Source organism: Dyella sp., from assembly GCF_036384435.1.
Classification (GTDB): Bacteria; Pseudomonadota; Gammaproteobacteria; order Xanthomonadales; family Rhodanobacteraceae; genus GSA-30.
Genome location: NZ_DASVMI010000005.1, coordinates 1 through 17244 on the forward strand (window position 1 = coordinate 1; position 17244 = coordinate 17244).

A 17244-nucleotide genomic window follows, 5' to 3' on the forward strand; every position below is an offset into this window, starting at 1 on the left:
GGCAGTGTGCTAGAAGGTGATGCCTCTGACTGGGGCGGTGGCGTTTCGACCCGTACATTCCAGAGCTTGCAGAAAGCCGGCCTGACTCGCTTGTGGGTTGGATTGGGTGAGGGCTGGGAAGGTGGACTCTGGCACCCACAAGCCGTTGCACAAGCGGTGAGTGCGGGCTATCTGGTGGCTCCGTATGATTCGTACGAGACCGCATTGAAGACGGGTGACAATCCGGATTGGGCGACTGCCCATCTCGGCGAAAAAGCCTATCGCGACTGCGCTATCGAAAAGGCGGATGCCACTTTGACGTCCGGATTCGATGGGGCGGGACACTACGTCGACCCGCGCTGTGTGCGCCCCGTTCTGGAGGCACGCATACGTGCATTGCATGAAGCGGTGCCTTTCAATAGCTGGTTTCTTGATGCCTACGGTGCATCGATGGTGTTCGACAGCTATCGCCCACAAGCAAGCATGACCGAGCGGCAAAATGCACAAGGCAATATCGCCAGCATGCGTTGGCTCGGGGAATCTCTGCGCCTGGTGGCGGGCACGGAAGACGGCAATGCCGCCACCGCGAGCGGTTATCTATTTGCCCATGGCATGCAGACTCCGGTGTTCGGCTGGGGTGACCCGGACATGGGCAACGGTGTCAAGAAGCCATGCCGTTCTGTCTATTGCCTTGGTGGCTGGTATCCCTCCGAGCAGCCGACGATGTTCTTCAAGAAGGTGCCGGTAAAGGAGCTTTACCGCAGTGTGTATTTCGACCCGTCGTATCGCCTGCCGCTTTACCAGGCCGTATTTCACGACTCGATCGTGACGACGCATCATTGGTCGTTCGATAATCTGAAGCTGAGCAATGTGCACGTCGAGAACGAACTTGCGCAGTTGCTCTACAACGTGCCCCCGCTATATCACCTCAGCGCCGATACGCTTGCCCAGCGGCTGCCGGCCATGAAGCGCCAGGATGCGTTTTTCCAGCCATTGCATCGTGTGCTGGCGACGCAGGCAATGACGGATTTTGCCTGGCTTTCGGACGATCGACTGCTACAACGCACTCGCTTTGGCGACGGAACTTATCTGGTTGCCAACTTCAGTAGTGCCTGGCGCGAGTTGGAAGGGAGACGCTTGGCACCGCACAGCGTCACGGCCGTGAGGCCCGATGGAACGGTCAGCAGTTATACGCCTTGAGGCCTACAGTGCGGCGTGCCCCGCGCTCTCGATGGCTACAGGCGGGACCCAAAAACAAAGGCGCCGGAAGGCGCCTTTGTCGGGTGCGAACACATCGCTTACTGGGGCAGCGACAGGTCGTCCAGCAAGGCCTTGAGAAAACGGGCCGCCTCGCCGCCGGTTGCCGCGCGGTGATCGAAGGTGAGCGAAATGGGCATGCGACGATGCACCTCGATACCCCCCATCACGGCGACCACGTCATGGCTGAGCTTGCCGGCACCGACGATGGCCACGCATGGGGGCACCACGACGGGTGTGGCATAGCGGCCGGCGAACATACCGAAGTTCGACAAGCTGATGGTGTAACCCGATAGTTCCGTGGCTGGGATCGAGCGATCTTCCACCGAGGTGCGCAACCGCTTGATGGCTGCGCGTACGCCTGTGGCATCGAGTACGTCGGCATTTCGAAGCGCGGGCACGAACAGGCCTTCCTCGGTATCCACGGCAATGCCGATATCCACGTGGCGGTGAAGGGTGCGACTGAGGTTCTTGCCATCGAACCACGCATTGAGCGCGGGTACTGCCTTGCAGGCGGCGACGATGGCGCGGACAAGGCGCGCAGTGATGTCTTGCTTGCCGATCCAGGCGTGCAGGTCGGCGTCGTCGACCAGGGTGGTTGGCACGACCTGGGCATGTGCGTCGGCCATCACACGTGCCATGTTGCGACGTACACCTTTGAGCTGCTCGGGCTGACCGCTGGCCTGCACGCCTGGCGATGCCGTGCGTACCGGCTTGCCGGCCAGAGAGGTCGGCCCGCGGACTTCGGGTTCGGGCAGGCGCGGTGCGAGATGGCGACCGGCGTCCTCATGCACGGCGCGAGTGGCGGGCGCGGCGGCGCCGAGCGGGGCCGAGCCATTGGCGGCGGCGTCTTTGACGTCCTTCATGGTGATGACGCCGTCAGCACCGGTGGCACGCACGCGGGCCAGGTCGACCTTGAGCTTCCTGGCCAGGGCGCGCACCGCCGGAACAGCTTTCACGCCCCCGGCAGAGCTGACCTGCTCAACGTGCACGGCATTGCCGCTGACCATCGCGCCAACCACGGTGCCTTCGTCCTCGCGACCGGGCGTGCCCTTGCCGGCGGCAATTTCGCCGCCTTCGTCGGAAGCGACGACCTTGCTGCTGTTGTCGGATGCGGCACTGCCCACGCTCTTCTTAGGGCCATGATGGTGACCGGTCGATTCGGCTTCGGCGCGCTGCTTGGCGTTCGGGTCCGGCTCGAACTCGGCCAGTGCGGAGCCGGTTTCGATGATGTCGCCGGTGGCACCATGCAGCTTGGTGACCTTGCCGGTGTAGGGGGACGGGACGTCCACCACGGCCTTGGCCGTTTCCATCGACACCAGGGGGGCGTCGAGCTTGATCTGATCCCCTTCCTTGACGTGCCATTCGACGATGGTTGCGTCGGGAAGGCCTTCGCCGAGGTCGGGCAGGTAGAAAGTCTTGATGTCGGCCATGAGTTGGGTTCTCTAGGTACGGCTTGATGAACTTGGGGTCTGGCCCAGTGTGTGTCCGCGTGCGGAAAGGTTTTGTGTGTTTCGCACTGCGTCTTTCACCGGGTCCCGGCCTTGGCCGGGATGACGTTTCTAAAAATGACGCTTTCTCGAAAACATGCCGCTGGTCGCTTCACCCCATGCCACCCCCGCCAAGGCCGGGGTCCATGGTCTTTTCAACCGTGACACGTCGCGATGTCTCAACTGGCCGCCATCGTTCGCTTGGCCGCCTCCACCACGCGCTCGGTGCTCGGCAGGTATTTCATTTCCAGGCGGAACAGCGGGATGTGCGTGTCGTAGCCGGTTACGCGCTCAACCGGGGCCAGCAGGTCGTACAGGCATTCCTCGGCGACGCGGGCGGCGATCTCGGCACCGAAGCCGGCAGTCTTGGGTGCCTCGTGCACGATCACGCAGCGGCCGGTCTTGTGCACCGATTCGGCGATGGTGTCGAAATCCAGTGGGGTCAGCGTGGCGACGTCGATGACTTCGGCACTGATGCCTTCCTCGGCCAGTGCATCGGCGGCCTCAAGGGCCTCCTTCACCTGCGCACCCCAGGTCACGATGGTGACATCGGTACCGTCGCGCAGCACGAAGCACACATCCAGCGGCAAGGCTTCGCCGTCATCGGGTACTTCTTCCTTGTACTGGCGATAGATGCGCTTGGGCTCGAAGAACATGACCGGATCCGGATCGCGTATCGCAGCCAGCAGCAAGCCGTAGGCGCGTGCGGGCGAGGATGGCATCACTACGCGCAGGCCTGGAATATTGGTGAATAGATGCTCGTTGGCTTCGGAGTGATGTTCCGGCGCGCGAATGCCACCGCCCCAGGGAGCACGCCACACGGCAGGTACCGTGATGCGGCCGCGCGTACGGTTGCGCAGGCGCGCGGCATGGCAGGCGATCTGTTCCATCATCGGGTAGATGAAGCCCTCGAACTGCGCCTCGGCGACCGGCTTCATGCCCTGCGCGGCCATGCCCACGGTCACGCCGGCGATCGTGGTTTCGTCCAGCGGCGTATCCAGAACGCGCAATTCGCCGAATTTCTCCTGCAAGCCCTGGGTGGCACGAAATACGCCACCGTTGACGCCGACGTCTTCGCCCAGCACCACGACGCTTTCGTCATGCGCCATTTCATAGGCCAGCGCTTGGGTAACGGCTTCGATGAGAGTGATCTGTGCCATGGCTTAGTGGGCCTTCTTGTCGAGCGAGAGAGCGAGGTCGCGTTGCTTGGCCAGGTCCGCGGGGACTTCGGCAAAGGTGTAGTCGAACATGGCCGTGACAGGCTGGGTCTTGGATTCGAGATAGGCGTTGACCTCGTTGTCCATCCAGTCGTCGCACTCGGCCTTCCAGGCTTCTTCCTTCGCGTCGTCCCATGCGCCCTTGGTAACCAGCCAGTTGCGTAAGCGCACCATCGGTTCCTTCGCCCAAGCGTCTTTCACTTCCTGCTCGCCGCGATAACGGCGAGCGTCGTCAGCGGTGGTGTGATCGGACAGGCGGTAGGTGACCAGTTCCAGCACGCTGCCGCCGTGGCCGTTGCGCGCACGCTCCAACGCATCCTCCATCGCCTTGCGTACGGCAATAATGTCATTGCCGTCGACCTGGATCGAGAACAGGCCCGCGGCGATGCCTTTTTGTGCCAGCGTCGGCGCGCCGGACTGGATCTTGCGAGGCACGGAGATGGCCCACTGGTTGTTGACGATCACTGCGACCATCGGCAGGTTCTGCGCGCCGGCGATATTGATGGCGCCGTAGAAATCGCCCTTGGAGGAGCCGCCGTCGCCGATGGTGCACACGGCCACGCGCTTCTCGCCGCGAATCTTGAACGCCAGCGCCGAACCGGCGGCATGCAGGCATTGCGTGGCGATCGGCACCGACCAGGCGAAGTCGTGGCGGGCCGGCTCGTTCTGGTAGTCGTTGCCGCGTTCGTCGCCGCCCCAGTACATGTAGACCTCGCGGGGCTGCACGCCGCGATAAAGCTGCGCGCCGTATTCGCGATAACTGGGGGCTAGCACATCCTCGGGCTTCATGGCGCTGCCGATGCCCACGTGCGCTGCCTCATGACCCAGGCAGGATGCATACGTGCCCAGTTTGCCGGTGCGCTGCAGGGCCACCGACTTGGCATCGAATACACGAGTGGAAAGCATCAGCTTGTAGAGTTCGACCATATGGTTGAGGTCTTTGGCGAACTCGGGCAGATCGTCACGGACCTGCTTGCCCTCGGCATCGAGGTATTGCAGATATTCGATCTCGAACTTGGCTGCGATGGACACGACTTGCTCCCAAGAAGGGTAGGGTAAGGAAAAAGTTGCTGGGGAGACGCGGCCTATCCAGTGAGGCGCTGCGTACAGGCGATACCCTTGCTCAACCCATCCGAGGGGATGGCGCGGGTTCCCAAGACCGCCTTTGATAACAGGCTCTTATGTTGCGTCGCAAGGTACGGTGCAGCATCGCAGCGCAGGGTTCGCGTGAACGTTTCCTTTCACAACAATGAGTTAGAACGAACGCTGGTGCCGATGCCCGGAGATCGGAGAGGGGTGGTGGGAGCGCAGGAAGGGAGGCTGTTGGGAGTCTCGAAGGTAAGAAAGCCGGTTTCGGAACCTTGCCACTGGCGTGAGGCGGTCGGGCTTGCGCCCTCGCGACCCATCCCCATCTCCCGGCCATCCCTTTTGTCACGCACGAGCCGGCCATGCGAGCAGCTACCATGCATTCCTTCGTTACCGCTGTAGCCCACGCATGACCGACAACCGACGCGATCTCGAAGCCGGCATCGAGCTGGACCTGGACGGACGGCTTACCTATGGCGGCTACCTGCGCCTGGATGTGCTGCTTTCCGCGCAGCAGCCGTTGAGCCAACCGCCGCATCACGACGAGACGTTGTTCATCGTGCAGCACCAGGTGGCCGAATTGTGGATGAAGCTGATCATTCATGAACTCGGGGCAGCCATCGGATACCTGCAACGGGACGAACTGGACACCTGCCTGAAAATCCTGGCGCGCGTCAAACAGGTGCAGCGTCAGTTGTTCGAGCAGTGGGCGGTGCTGGAGACGCTCACGCCATCGGAATATCTGGAGTTTCGGGACGTGTTGGGGCCCTCGTCGGGTTTTCAATCCCTGCAATACCGGCTGATCGAGTTCATGCTTGGCAACAAGAATGCCCAGATGCTCAAGGTGTTCGCCTATGACCCGGCCGCAGAAGCTACGCTGCGCGCCGTGCTGGAAGCCCCCAGCCTGTATGACCAATTCCTGCACTACCTGGCGCGGCGCGGGCATGCATTGCCCGCCGACCTGCTCGCACGTGATGTCACCCAGCCGCACCGTCGCGATGCGCGCTTGCTGCCAGTGTTCAAGCACATCTACGAACACCGCGAAGATTGCTGGCCGGAATATCACATGTGCGAGCAATTGGTGGATATCGAGGAGAGCTTCCAGCTCTGGCGTTTCCGCCATATGAAGACGGTCGAACGTATCATCGGACATCGCCGTGGCACGGGAGGTTCCTCCGGTGTGGCGTTCCTCAGGAAAGCCCTGGACCTGGAGTTTTTTCCTGAGCTGCTTGACGTGCGCACCGAGTTGGGATGCTAGACAAGCGTTGATCCATCGGTACCGATGTTGCCGAAAAGCCGGGCAGGTGCTGCGCTGCATTTGACTGTCATCTTCACAAACGGTACACCTTCGAGGCAGAAGGAGCCCGCACGTGGTGTGCCGGCCGGTATCCGAGGAAGTTCATGAGCGATACGACCACCGCCACGGCAGGTGCCGTGCCCGATTATCCCACCACCATGGGGCATCCACGACCGTTGTGGATGCTGTTCATGACCGAGTTCTGGGAGCGCTTCGCCTTTTACGGCATCCGCTGGGCGCTGACGCTATACATCGTGGCGCAGTTCTATCAAGGCAGCGGTACCGGTGAGCAGCCGGCCAACCAGCTCTATGGCGCCTACCTGGCGCTGGTGTACGCGGCGGCGATCTTCGGTGGCTACGTGGCTGACCGGATCATCGGCTACCAGCGATCAATCCTGCTGGGCGCGGCCATCATGGCTGCCGGCCTGTTCATGATCGCATGGCCCAATGAGCAGGTATTCAAGTTCGGGCTGGCGACCATCATCGCGGGCAACGGTCTGTTCAAACCCATTATTTCCACCCTTGTCGGGCGGTTGTATCCGGTGGGCGACGAGCGCCGCGACTCGGGCTTCACCATTTTCTACATGGGTATCAACTTGGGCGCGATGATTTCGCCCATCCTTACCGGTTGGCTGTCGGACAAGGTGTTCGGTACCGATAGCATGCCCACCTACAAGATTGTCTTCATCATCTCGGGCATCGGCATGTTGCTGAGCCTGGTGTGGTTCTGGTTCGGGCGCCGGCAGTTGCTCGGTACCGGGCTGCCGCCGGTGGGCGGCGAGGGCCTGGGTCGCGTACTGATGACCTTCGTCGGCGCGCTGGTCGCCATTCCGGTGTTCTACCTGCTGCTGACCATCAAGGCCGATACGCTCAACTGGTGGGTGCTGACCCCGATGTTCCTGGCTCTGTGCGCGCTGATCATCACCGAAGGGGTGCGAGAAGGACCCACGCAGCGCGATCGTGCCCTGGCCATGCTGCTGATCTTCGTCTTCAACGTATTGTTCTGGATGTTCTTCGAGCAGGCAGGCAGTTCCTTCAACTTCCTTGCCGACAAGATCGTCGACCGCGATATCGGCGGCTGGACCTTCCCGGTGGGCTGGTTTCAGTCGGTCAACTCATTGGCCATTATCACCATTGCACCCGTGCTGGCGTGGCTGTGGTTGAAGATGGGGCGCGCCAATCCGTCCATTCCGCGCAAGTTCGGCCTGGGCCTCATCTTCAACGGCTTGGCCTTCCTGCTGCTGATGGTGGCTCTGTCGGACATGGTCGACGTGCAGGGCAAGATCCCGTTCTGGACTTTGTTCATGGTCTACGTGATCCAGTCGGTGGGCGAGTTGTGCCTGTCGCCGATCGGGCTGTCGATGGTGACCAAGCTGGCGCCGGTGCGCCTGGTCGGCTTCGGTATGGGCGGCTGGTTTCTGTCCACCGGCATCGGCAACAACCTGTCAGGCATCTTTGCAGGCCATGTCAGCGGAGAGGGTGGCATGACCGTCGCATCCGCGCTGTCAGGCTATACGTTCGGCTTCTGGCTGCTATTGGGAGCCGGTGTGCTGCTGTTCCTGATCGCACCGCTGATTGCGCGCCTGATGCATGGCGTAAAGTAAGGTCACATCGGGGCGAACCGCGTGAAGCGGATCGCCCCGGTCGATTCAGTCGACCAGCCCGGGTGCCGCGCAGGTATTGGGATGATCGGCCAGCGAGACGAAGCGCTTGGATGCGCCGTCATAGGCATCGACCTTGCCACTGGCAATGTCATAGACCCAGCCATGCAAGCTAAGCCTGCCCTGTTCCATGGCAAGTGCCACGCAGGGATGCGTGCGGATGTTTACAAGTTGGGCCACGACATTATCGTGCACCATGGCGCTGACACAGTCACCTTCACAGGCATGGGTGTGCGCCCGGTTGATGGCCTTGGCGGTATCAGCGTAGCGCAGCCAGCGACGCACGGCGGGCATCGTGGTCAGGTCGGCCTCGGTGGCGATGGCCTTCATGGCGCCGCAGTCGGAGTGACCGCAGATCACCACGTCACTTACGCCTAGTGCTACCACGGCGAATTCGATCGAGGCCGAGACACCGCCCGGCTCCGGGCCGTAGGGTGGCACGATATTGCCCGCGTTGCGGATCACGAACAATTCGCCCGGTTCGCACTGGGTAATCAGTTCCGGCACCACGCGGCTGTCGGAGCAGGCAATAAAAAGCGCTTGCGGGTTCTGGCCGGCTGCCAGTCGCCGGAATAGCGCCGAGCGCTCGGGAAAGGCATCGCGCTGGAACTTCTTCACGCCATCGACGAGATCTTGCATGCGTTGCTCCTGGGGTGGGGTAGGCATTATCCCATCGAAGCAAGCCTGTCGCGCAGGGGCGAGGCCGAGTAACGAGGGCGCAAGCCCGAATGCCTGGCGCCAGCTTCGGGCTTGAGACGGGCCATCCGCGAAATGAGGTCCTGCGAGGGCGGGCATCTGTGCGCCCTCGCGACTCATCCCTCGTCACGCTCAGGGCGTACCCATCAGCTTGTCGAGGATCCGTCCCAGCCAGTGCTGTTCTTCCTCGTCCAGCCGGGCCAGCACCTCGCGTTCGCGGGCCCGCGCCATGGGGGCTACCTCGTCGTGTACCTTCCAGCCCTCCTCGGACAGGTCCAGCACCGAGCGGCGCTTGTCGCCATCGTGGGTGTCGCGATTGACCCGGCCCGCTTCCACCAGGCGGGCCAGGGCGCGGCTGACGGCGACCTTGTCCATGGCCGTACGTTCGGCCACCTCGCGGGCGGAAAGGCCCTGGAATCTTGCCAGCACGGCCATCACGCGCCACTCGGTCATGCTCAGGTCGTAGTGCTTCTGGTAATCGTCGGCGATGCCCTGGCTGATCGTATTGGACAGGATCGACAGCCGGTAAGGAAGAAACCGCTCCAGTTCCAGCGGTGCATGGTCGGGATGCTTGGGCTCGCGCACTGTTGCAGTGGTCCTTGCTAATGGTTTCAAATGTAACTATAACGTACCGATTATCCGGATGGTCGCATGCTCCCCCGTGCCGGCCATCGTGCACCCGACCGAAGACGGAGATGTTATGAGCGCGCAGCCCAATCTTGGCATGCAAGTCACCACATTCGAGAATCCCATGGGGATCAACGGCTTCGAGTTCGTCGAATTTGCCGCTCCCGAAGGCCGTGGCGAAGAGCTGCACCGGCTGTTCCGGGCCATGGGATTCACCGCGGTGCTCAAGCACCGAAACCGGCCCATCACCGTTTACCGCCAGGGCGACGTGAACCTGCTGGTCAACGAAGACCCGCAGTCGTTCGCCGCTGAATTCGCCAAGGCCCATGGCCCTTGCGCCGCCGGTTTTGCCATTCGCTTTCGCAAGCCGTCCGGCGAAGTACGTGAGACCGTGCTGGGTAACGGCGGCGAGTCGTTCGATGCGGCCCAGGGCGATACCCGCGCGGTTGATGCTCCCGTGGTCAAGGGCATTGGTGGTTGCATGCTCTACCTGGTCGATCGCTATGGTGACAAGGGCAGCATCTACGAGGCCGACTACGAGCCGCTGCCGGGAGTCGACCAGAATCCGAAGGGTTTTGGCCTGACCTTCATCGACCATCTCACGCACAATCTGTATTTCGGCAACATGCAGCAGTGGTCCGAGTACTACGAGCGCCTGTTCAACTTCCGCGAGATCCGCTACTTCGATATCAAGGGTGTCAAGACCGGCCTGGTATCCAAGGCGATGACCGCACCCGATGGCATCGTGCGCATCCCGCTCAACGAATCGAACGATCCGAAGTCGCAGATCAACGAATATCTCGATGCATACAATGGCGAGGGCATCCAGCATATTGCCTTTTTTACCGACAACATCTACGACACGGTCGAGGCCATGCGTGAGCAGGGCGTGGCATTCCTCGATACGCCGGACACGTATTTCGATGTGATCGACATGCGCATTCCCGACCACGGCGAAGACGTGCCGCGCCTGGCGAAGAACAAGATCCTGATCGATGCCGATCCGGAGACCAAGCAGCGCAAGTTGTTGCAGATCTTCACGCAGAACAACATCGGCCCGATCTTCTTCGAGATCATCCAGCGCAAGGGCAACGAGGGCTTCGGCGAGGGCAACTTCACCGCCTTGTTCGAGTCGATCGAGCGCGACCAGATGAAGCGCGGCGTACTGTGATCGGTTGGGACCGCCCGGTTGCCCCAAGGCATCGGGCGGTCCCAGGGTCGACATCAGTGGGTCGGCAGCCCGTTCTTGAACACGGTGGCCATCATGGCGCCGAAAAGCAGGATGTACAGCACCAGAATGATGATCCCGACCAGGTACAACACGCCCTGGATGACGAAGTAGGTCTTCAGGCGGGCGAGGGATTCCTTCAGTGCCGCCGCGTCACCGCTGAGCTGGGCCCGTTCGATCGCATTGGACGATTGCATCAACAGCACGCCAATCCAGATCGGCAGCCAGGCGATGACGATGCCCACCAGGGTAAGTGCGGTCAGGGCGCCCTGGATGATGAACATGACGCCGACGAATTTCATCCAGCCCTTGCCGCTGGCCAGCGGTTGGGCAAGTTCGGCAACACTCGATCCGCCGTTTCCGAACGGCGGGGGATTAAACTGAGACGACATGACTCTCCCCTTCATGCTTGATAGCGAAAACCGCCGTTTGGTGGCAGTCCGCCGAAAGTAGCAGCAAAGGGCGGGCTCGGCGAACAGGCGTGACGTGGCAAGGCAAAAGGAAATGGCGATGAGCGAGCAGGCACGGTATCAATCGGGATTCGGCAACGAGTTCGCCACGGAGGCCGTCGCGGGTGTCCTGCCCGAAGGACAGAACTCGCCGCAGAAGGTCGCGTTCGGCTTGTATGCCGAGCAACTGACTGGCAGCGCCTTCACCGCGCCGCGGCACAGCAACCGGCGCAGTTGGCTCTATCGAATCCGGCCGGCGGCCATGCATCACCCGTTTACCGCCCTGGCGCATCCGCGATTCCACAATCGTTTCGACGAAGTCCCGGCCACGCCCAACCAGTTGCGTTGGGATCCATGGCCGATGCCGGCCGAGTCCACGGATTTTCTCGATGGGCTGGTGACCCTGGCCGGTAACGGCAGCGCCGCCGAACAGGCTGGCTGCGGCATCCATGTCTACGTGGCCAACCGCTCGATGCAAGGCCGGTTCTTCTACGACGCCGATGGCGAATTGCTGGTCGTGCCGCAGCAGGGGCGCTTGCGCCTTGCCACCGAACTGGGCGTGCTGGAGGTCAAGCCGCTGGAGATCGCGGTCATTCCGCGTGGCGTGCGTTTCCGGGTAGAGCTGCTCGACGACACCGCACGCGGTTACGTGTGCGAAAACTTCGGGGCACTGCTGCGCCTGCCCGACCTGGGGCCGATCGGTGCCAACAGCATGGCGCTGCCTCGTGATTTCCTCACGCCTCATGCATCCTACGAGGATGTCGAAGGCAAATTCGAACTGGTGGCCAAGTTCCAGGGCAATCTCTGGAGCGCGCGCATCGATCATTCACCGCTGGATGTGGTGGCCTGGCATGGCAACTACGCGCCATACAAATACGATCTGACGCGCTTCAACACGGTCGGTTCGATCAGTGTGGACCATCCCGATCCATCGATTTTTACGGTGCTCAGCTCGCCCAGTGATACGCCTGGCACCGCCAACATGGATTTCGTGATCTTTCCGCCTCGTTGGCTGGTGGCCGAGCACACCTTCCGGCCGCCGTATTTCCATCGCAACATCGCCAGTGAGTTCATGGGGCTGATCGAGGGCGTATACGACGCCAAGGCCGGCGGGTTCGCTCCCGGTGGCGCCAGCCTGCACAACTGCATGAGTGGGCATGGTCCTGACGAAAAAAGCTTCGAAAAGGCCTCGAATGCCGACGTAAGCCGGCCCGATCACCTGACCGGCACCATGGCTTTCATGTTCGAAACGCGCAAGGTGATCCACCCGACGCGCCAGGCCCTTGAGGCACCGCAATTGCAGGACAACTACTACGAATGCTGGCAAGGTATCGCCAAGCACTTCAAGGCGCCTGGCGCATGAGCGGCGTAGCGCGACGCGTATTGCCATGGCTGTGCGCCATGGGCTTGAGTGCTTGTGGCAACCATGGCAATGCACCGGTAGAGCAGCCGGCGGTTACGTCGTCGACGGCGGCCTTGCAGCACGCGCAGGCGATCAAGGCTTCCGCTCCGGCAGCCGCGGTGTCGACAGCGACCACACCCAGGCCCGTCGATCCGCTGGCGCAGGCTGGTTTTGGTGGTTACGGCGACCTGCACTTTGGTATCAGCGAAGCTGATTTCCGCCGATCGTGGGGCGAGCTCAACGGGGGCAAGGCCGCACCCGGTTCGACGTGCAAGGTGCTGTATCCGATCTGGGTGAAGCGCACGCCGCGCGACATCAGCTTTTTGTTCGAAGACGACAAGTTTGCACGCTACGACGTCGCTAACGCCAAGGAAACCGCACCCGGTGGTGGCAAGGTTGGCATGAGTGAAACGCAGATTCGCGCGCTCTATCCAAACCTGCAAAAATCGCCGCAGAAGTACGAAGAGGGCGCGTTTGACCTGCGCGTTCCTGGCGACGGGGGTAGCACGTTGCTGTTCGCGCTCGGCAAGGATGGCAAGGTCAGTGCGTGGCGCGTCGGTGTCGCGCCGCAGATCGATTACGTTGAAGGTTGTGGCTGAGGAGCCCGCGCATGAAACTGGCAAGTCTCAAGGAAGGTGGCCGTGACGGCACCCTGGTGGTCGTCAGCCGCGACCTGACCCGTGCCGTGCGCGCGACGGGTATCGCCATGACGTTGCAGGCCGCGTTGGACGATTGGTCCAGCATCGCGCCGCGATTGAACGCGTTATCCGACGAGTTGCATGAGGGCCGGGCCGATGCGTCCTTCGCGCTGGACATGGCAGCATTGGCCGCGCCACTGCCGCGTGCCTACGAATTCGTCGACGGTAGCGCCTATCTGCCGCACGTCGAACGCGTACGTCGCGCGCGTGGTGCCGAGGTACCGGAAAGTTTCTACGTCGATCCCCTCATGTACCAGGCTACCAGTGCCGGATTCCTTGGGCCGCGCGATCCGGTGGTCGTTGGCAGCGAGGACTATGGCATCGACCTGGAAGCCGAAGTCGTGGTGATCACCGATGACGTACCGATGGCGGCGACACCAGCACAGGCTGCCGCGCACATCCAGCTGGTCGGCCTGGTCAACGATGTTTCCCTGCGCGGATTGATTCCCGGGGAACTGGCCAAGGGTTTTGGCTTCCTGCAATCGAAGCCGCGCTCGGCGCTGTCGCCGGTATTCGTCACGCCCGATGAGCTGGGTGATGCCTGGAAGGGTGAGAAACTGCACCTGCCCATGCGGACCTGGATCAACGAAGCATGGTTTGGCGAGGCCGAATGCGGTGTGGACATGCAGTTCGATTTCGGTCAACTGGTGGCGCATGCGGCAAAGACGCGTCCGTTGACGGCCGGCACCATCGTCGGTTCGGGCACCATTGCCAATGAAGACACCAGCAAGGGTGCCTCGTGCCTGGCCGAGCAGCGCACGGTCGAAACACTGCGCGATGGCGCGCCGCTGACTCCGTTCCTCAAGTTCGGTGATCGCATCCGCATCGATGTCACCGATACCCAAGGTATTTCGATCTTTGGCGCGATCGAGCAGGACATCGTGCGCGGCGCGTGAATGAATGCAGCCTTCCCGGTGAGCGGGGCTTAGGACGGCTTCCTTCGCAGCAGGGCGCCGTCCATGCCAAACTACCGCGTCATCTGCCGCGGAACCCGGGAATGCAGCATCTGGAAACGGCCAAGATCGCCATCATCGGCCTGGGTTATGTGGGCCTGCCGCTGGCCGTGGAGTTCGGTAAGCACTACGACACGACAGGTTTCGATATCCGCCGCGAACGTGTAGAGGCCTTGCGCGGTGGTCATGACGGTACCCTGGAGGTCGAGGCCACGGAGCTGGCCGCGGCCTCGCGCCTGCGTTACACGCACGAACTGAGCGATATCGCCTCATGCACGGTGTTCATCGTCACCGTGCCCACTCCGATCGACAACGCCAAGCGCCCGGACCTCGGTCCGCTGACGGTCGCGAGCGAGAGCCTGGGCAAGGTGCTTAAGCGTGGCGACATCGTCGTCTACGAATCGACTGTATATCCAGGTTGCACGGAAGAGATCTGCGTGCCGATTCTTGAACGGGTATCGGGATTGCGTTTCAACGAGGATTTCCAGGTTGGCTACAGTCCCGAGCGCATCAACCCTGGCGACAGGCTGCATCGCGTCACCGCCATTCTCAAGGTCGTTTCCGGCTCCACGTCCGCCGCTGCCGATTTCCTTGTGGATCTGTACGGCAGCGTCATTCCGGCAGGCATCCATCGCACCAGCAGCATCAAGGTAGCCGAGGCAGCCAAGGTCATCGAGAACACCCAGCGCGACTTGAATATCGCCCTGATCAACGACCTGGCCATCCTGTTCAACCGGCTGGAGATCGACACGCTCGAAGTGCTGGAAGCGGCCGGCACCAAGTGGAATTTCCTGCCGTTCCGGCCGGGATTGGTCGGTGGCCATTGCATCAGCGTCGATCCGTATTACCTGACCCACAAGGCGCAGGAGGTCGGGCACCACCCCGATGTGATCCTGGCAGGCCGGCGTACCAATGACAGCATGGGCGCGCATATCGCCAGTGAGGTCATTCGCCTGATGCTGCATCGACGGATCAATCCGGTCCAGGCGCGCATTCTCGTGCTGGGCCTGGCCTTCAAGGAGAACTGTCCGGATCTGCGCAATACGCGGGTCATCGACATCATCGAAGGGTTGCGTGACTACAATGCAAGCATCGACGTGCACGATCCATGGGTCGATCACGCCGAGGCGCTGCGCGTCTACGAGCTGCCGTTGATCGATCTCCCCGAGCCAGGCAGTTACGACGCCATCATCATCGCTGTAGCGCATCGCCAGTTCGTGCAGATGGGCGCGCAGGGCATTCGTGCCCTGGGCAAATCCGAATCGGTTGTCTATGACGTCAAATACGTGCTGCCGCGCGAAGCCGTCGATGGGAGGCTGTAACTCATGAAAGTGCTGGTGACCGGGACGGCCGGTTTTATCGGATCGCACGTAGCGATGAAGCTGCTGGCGCGAGGTGACCAGGTGATTGGCCTGGACAACCTCAACGACTACTACGACGTTTCGCTCAAGCAGGCGCGCCTGGCTCGCTTCGACGGGCAGGCCGGTTACACGCATGTGCATGCGGACTTGGCCGATCGCGCCGCGATGGAAGCCTTGTTCGAGCAGCACAAGCCTCAACGAGTGGTGCATCTGGCTGCGCAGGCGGGCGTGCGTTACGCGGCGCAAAACCCTCACGTCTACGTGAGCAGCAATGTTACCGGGTTCTTGCACGTGATCGAGGGCTGTCGCCATCACGGCGTGGAACACCTGGTGTTCGCCTCGACCAGTTCGGTCTACGGCGCCAACACGTCGATGCCGTTTTCCGAGCATCAGTCGGCTGAGCATCCGTTGACGCTGTACGCGGCCAGCAAGAAGGCGAATGAGCAGATGGCGCACAGTTATGCCCATCTGTATCGCATTCCCAGCACGGGGCTACGTTTTTTCACTGTCTATGGCCCCTGGGGGCGCCCAGATATGGCGCTGTTCCTGTTCACCCGCGCCATGCTGGCGGGTGAATCGATCAAGGTATTCAATCACGGCAGGCACAAGCGCAGTTTCACCTTCATCGACGATATCGTGGAGGGTGTGGTTCGCACGCTGGATAAGGTGCCGGGACCGGACCCGGGCTGGAGTGGTGCGTCGCCCGATCCGGCCAGCAGCAGTGCGCCCTATCGCATCTACAACATTGGCAACGAACGGCCGGTCCAATTGTTGCGTTACATTGAAGTGCTGGAAGATTGCCTTGGCGTCAAGGCAAAGATGGACATGCTGCCATTGCAGGCCGGCGATGTGCCCGATACCGAAGCCGATGTCACTTCGCTGATTGAGGCGGTGGGTTATCGTCCCAAGGTTTCCGTGGAAGAGGGCGTGCGCCAGTTCGTCGACTGGTATCGCGCGTATTATTCCGTCTGATCGTTCCCCACTCGCTATCCCATAGAGGTATTCCATGGCCACCGTAACCCTGAAGGGCAATCCCATCCATGTCGACGGCGCGCTGCCGGCAGCTGGCAATCATGCGCCGACGTTCTCCCTGGTTGCCAAGGATCTCAAGGACGTGTCGCTCGCCGACTATGCCGGCAAGCGCAAGATCCTCAATATCTTCCCGAGCATCGACACCCCGACGTGCGCCACCTCGGTGCGCCACTTCAACCAGGATGCGGCCGCACTCGACAATACCGTCGTGCTGTGCATTTCCGCCGACTTGCCGTTTGCCCAGGCACGCTTCTGCGGCGCCGAAGGATTGGCCAATGTGGTGACGTTGTCGACCATGCGTGGCGGTCAGTTCTTGAAGGATTACGGCGTGGCTATTGCTGACGGCCCGCTTGCTGGCGTGGCTGCTCGCGCGGTCGTCGTGCTGGATGAGCACGACAAGGTGCTGCACAGCGAGCTGGTCAGCGAAATTGCGCACGAGCCTGATTACGCCGCCGCGCTCAAGTCGCTGGCTTGAACGTAGTTGGCAGGAGCGGTGTCACCGCTCCCGGTTTTGCGGGTCCCGATCTGCGAGTGGTTACAGACCGCTTCGCGTTGTAGGAGCCAATTCATTCGCGAAGCAAGTCGCGACGAGGTCGCGACTTGGCGGTTTCGAGAGCCTTGATCCGCGACCACGTCGCGAATTGCTTTTCGCGACTGAGAGTCGCTGCCTACTTGGCAGCCATCAAGGCGCGGGTCATGTCCAGCATGCGGTTGGAGAAGCCCCACTCGTTGTCGTACCAGCTCAGCACCTTGACCAAGGTGCCGCCCATGACGCGGGTCTGGGTGGAGTCGTAGATCGACGAGGCCGGGT

16 protein-coding genes and 1 pseudogene are annotated in these 17244 nt (G+C 61.7%); 10 read left to right on the forward strand and 7 right to left on the reverse strand.

Annotation, left to right across the window (positions count from 1 at the left end; translation table 11 throughout):
• Positions 1–1179, forward strand: a 1179-nt coding sequence (locus VF436_RS00350; RefSeq protein ID WP_330901971.1) for a glycoside hydrolase, incomplete at its 5' end; no start/stop codon positions are given.
• A 98-nt stretch (positions 1180–1277) separates the two neighbouring features.
• Here VF436_RS00350 and VF436_RS00355 read toward each other — a convergent pair.
• The 3 genes from VF436_RS00355 to pdhA form a co-directional block, all read right to left on the reverse strand.
• Positions 1278–2669 (reverse strand): dihydrolipoamide acetyltransferase family protein, encoded by a 1392-nt coding sequence (locus tag VF436_RS00355; RefSeq protein ID WP_330901972.1) that lies wholly within the window; start codon positions 2667–2669, stop codon positions 1278–1280.
• 236 nt (positions 2670–2905) lie between these two features.
• Positions 2906–3886, reverse strand: a complete 981-nt coding sequence (locus tag VF436_RS00360; protein WP_330901973.1) for an alpha-ketoacid dehydrogenase subunit beta — start codon at positions 3884–3886, stop codon at positions 2906–2908.
• A gap of 3 nt (positions 3887–3889) precedes the next feature.
• Positions 3890–4975: a pyruvate dehydrogenase (acetyl-transferring) E1 component subunit alpha gene (gene pdhA, locus VF436_RS00365; protein ID WP_330901974.1), complete on the reverse strand. Its 1086-nt coding sequence runs from the start codon at positions 4973–4975 to the stop codon at positions 3890–3892.
• A gap of 463 nt (positions 4976–5438) precedes the next feature.
• Between pdhA and VF436_RS00370 the strand changes: the two genes are divergently transcribed.
• Positions 5439–6287, forward strand: coding sequence for a tryptophan 2,3-dioxygenase (locus VF436_RS00370; protein WP_330901975.1), 849 nt, complete (start codon positions 5439–5441; stop codon positions 6285–6287).
• 143 nt (positions 6288–6430) lie between these two features.
• Entirely contained in the window at positions 6431–7930 is a 1500-nt protein-coding gene (locus VF436_RS00375) for an oligopeptide:H+ symporter (RefSeq protein ID WP_330901977.1), read from the forward strand.
• 45 nt (positions 7931–7975) lie between these two features.
• On the opposite strand, the gene VF436_RS00380 is transcribed toward VF436_RS00375, so the two are convergent.
• Entirely contained in the window at positions 7976–8626 is a 651-nt protein-coding gene (locus VF436_RS00380) for a carbonic anhydrase (RefSeq protein ID WP_330901978.1), read from the reverse strand.
• A 189-nt stretch (positions 8627–8815) separates the two neighbouring features.
• Positions 8816–9268, reverse strand: coding sequence for a MarR family transcriptional regulator (locus tag VF436_RS00385; RefSeq protein WP_330901979.1), 453 nt, complete (start codon positions 9266–9268; stop codon positions 8816–8818).
• 115 nt (positions 9269–9383) lie between these two features.
• Here VF436_RS00385 and hppD point away from each other — a divergent pair, with 115 nt between their 5' ends.
• Positions 9384–10481: a 4-hydroxyphenylpyruvate dioxygenase gene (gene hppD / locus VF436_RS00390; protein ID WP_330901980.1), complete on the forward strand. Its 1098-nt coding sequence runs from the start codon at positions 9384–9386 to the stop codon at positions 10479–10481.
• 53 nt (positions 10482–10534) lie between these two features.
• On the opposite strand, the gene VF436_RS00395 is transcribed toward hppD, so the two are convergent.
• The gene (locus VF436_RS00395; RefSeq protein ID WP_330901981.1) at positions 10535–10930 is read right to left on the reverse strand and encodes a DUF5362 domain-containing protein; all 396 of its coding nucleotides are present in this window, start codon (positions 10928–10930) and stop codon (positions 10535–10537) included.
• Positions 10931–11048: 118 nt separating this feature from the next.
• Here VF436_RS00395 and hmgA point away from each other — a divergent pair, with 118 nt between their 5' ends.
• From hmgA to tpx, 6 genes are all read left to right on the forward strand, one after another.
• A complete protein-coding gene (hmgA, locus tag VF436_RS00400) occupies positions 11049–12350 on the forward strand; it encodes a homogentisate 1,2-dioxygenase (protein WP_330901982.1) in 1302 nt (433 codons plus the stop codon).
• Entirely contained in the window at positions 12347–12988 is a 642-nt protein-coding gene (locus VF436_RS00405; RefSeq protein ID WP_330901983.1) for a lectin, read from the forward strand. Before hmgA ends, VF436_RS00405 begins: the two co-directional genes overlap by 4 nt.
• 11 nt (positions 12989–12999) lie before the next feature.
• Positions 13000–13983, forward strand: coding sequence for a fumarylacetoacetate hydrolase family protein (locus tag VF436_RS00410; protein WP_330901984.1), 984 nt, complete (start codon positions 13000–13002; stop codon positions 13981–13983).
• A gap of 101 nt (positions 13984–14084) precedes the next feature.
• Positions 14085–15362, forward strand: coding sequence for a nucleotide sugar dehydrogenase (locus tag VF436_RS00415; RefSeq protein WP_330901985.1), 1278 nt, complete (start codon positions 14085–14087; stop codon positions 15360–15362).
• Positions 15363–15365: 3 nt separating this feature from the next.
• Positions 15366–16373, forward strand: coding sequence for an NAD-dependent epimerase (locus VF436_RS00420; RefSeq protein ID WP_330901986.1), 1008 nt, complete (start codon positions 15366–15368; stop codon positions 16371–16373).
• 34 nt (positions 16374–16407) lie between these two features.
• Positions 16408–16908: a thiol peroxidase gene (gene tpx, locus VF436_RS00425; protein WP_330901987.1), complete on the forward strand. Its 501-nt coding sequence runs from the start codon at positions 16408–16410 to the stop codon at positions 16906–16908.
• A 193-nt stretch (positions 16909–17101) separates the two neighbouring features.
• Here tpx and VF436_RS21640 read toward each other — a convergent pair.
• A pseudogene (locus tag VF436_RS21640) lies at positions 17102–17244 on the reverse strand (erythrose-4-phosphate dehydrogenase); the annotation flags it as partial.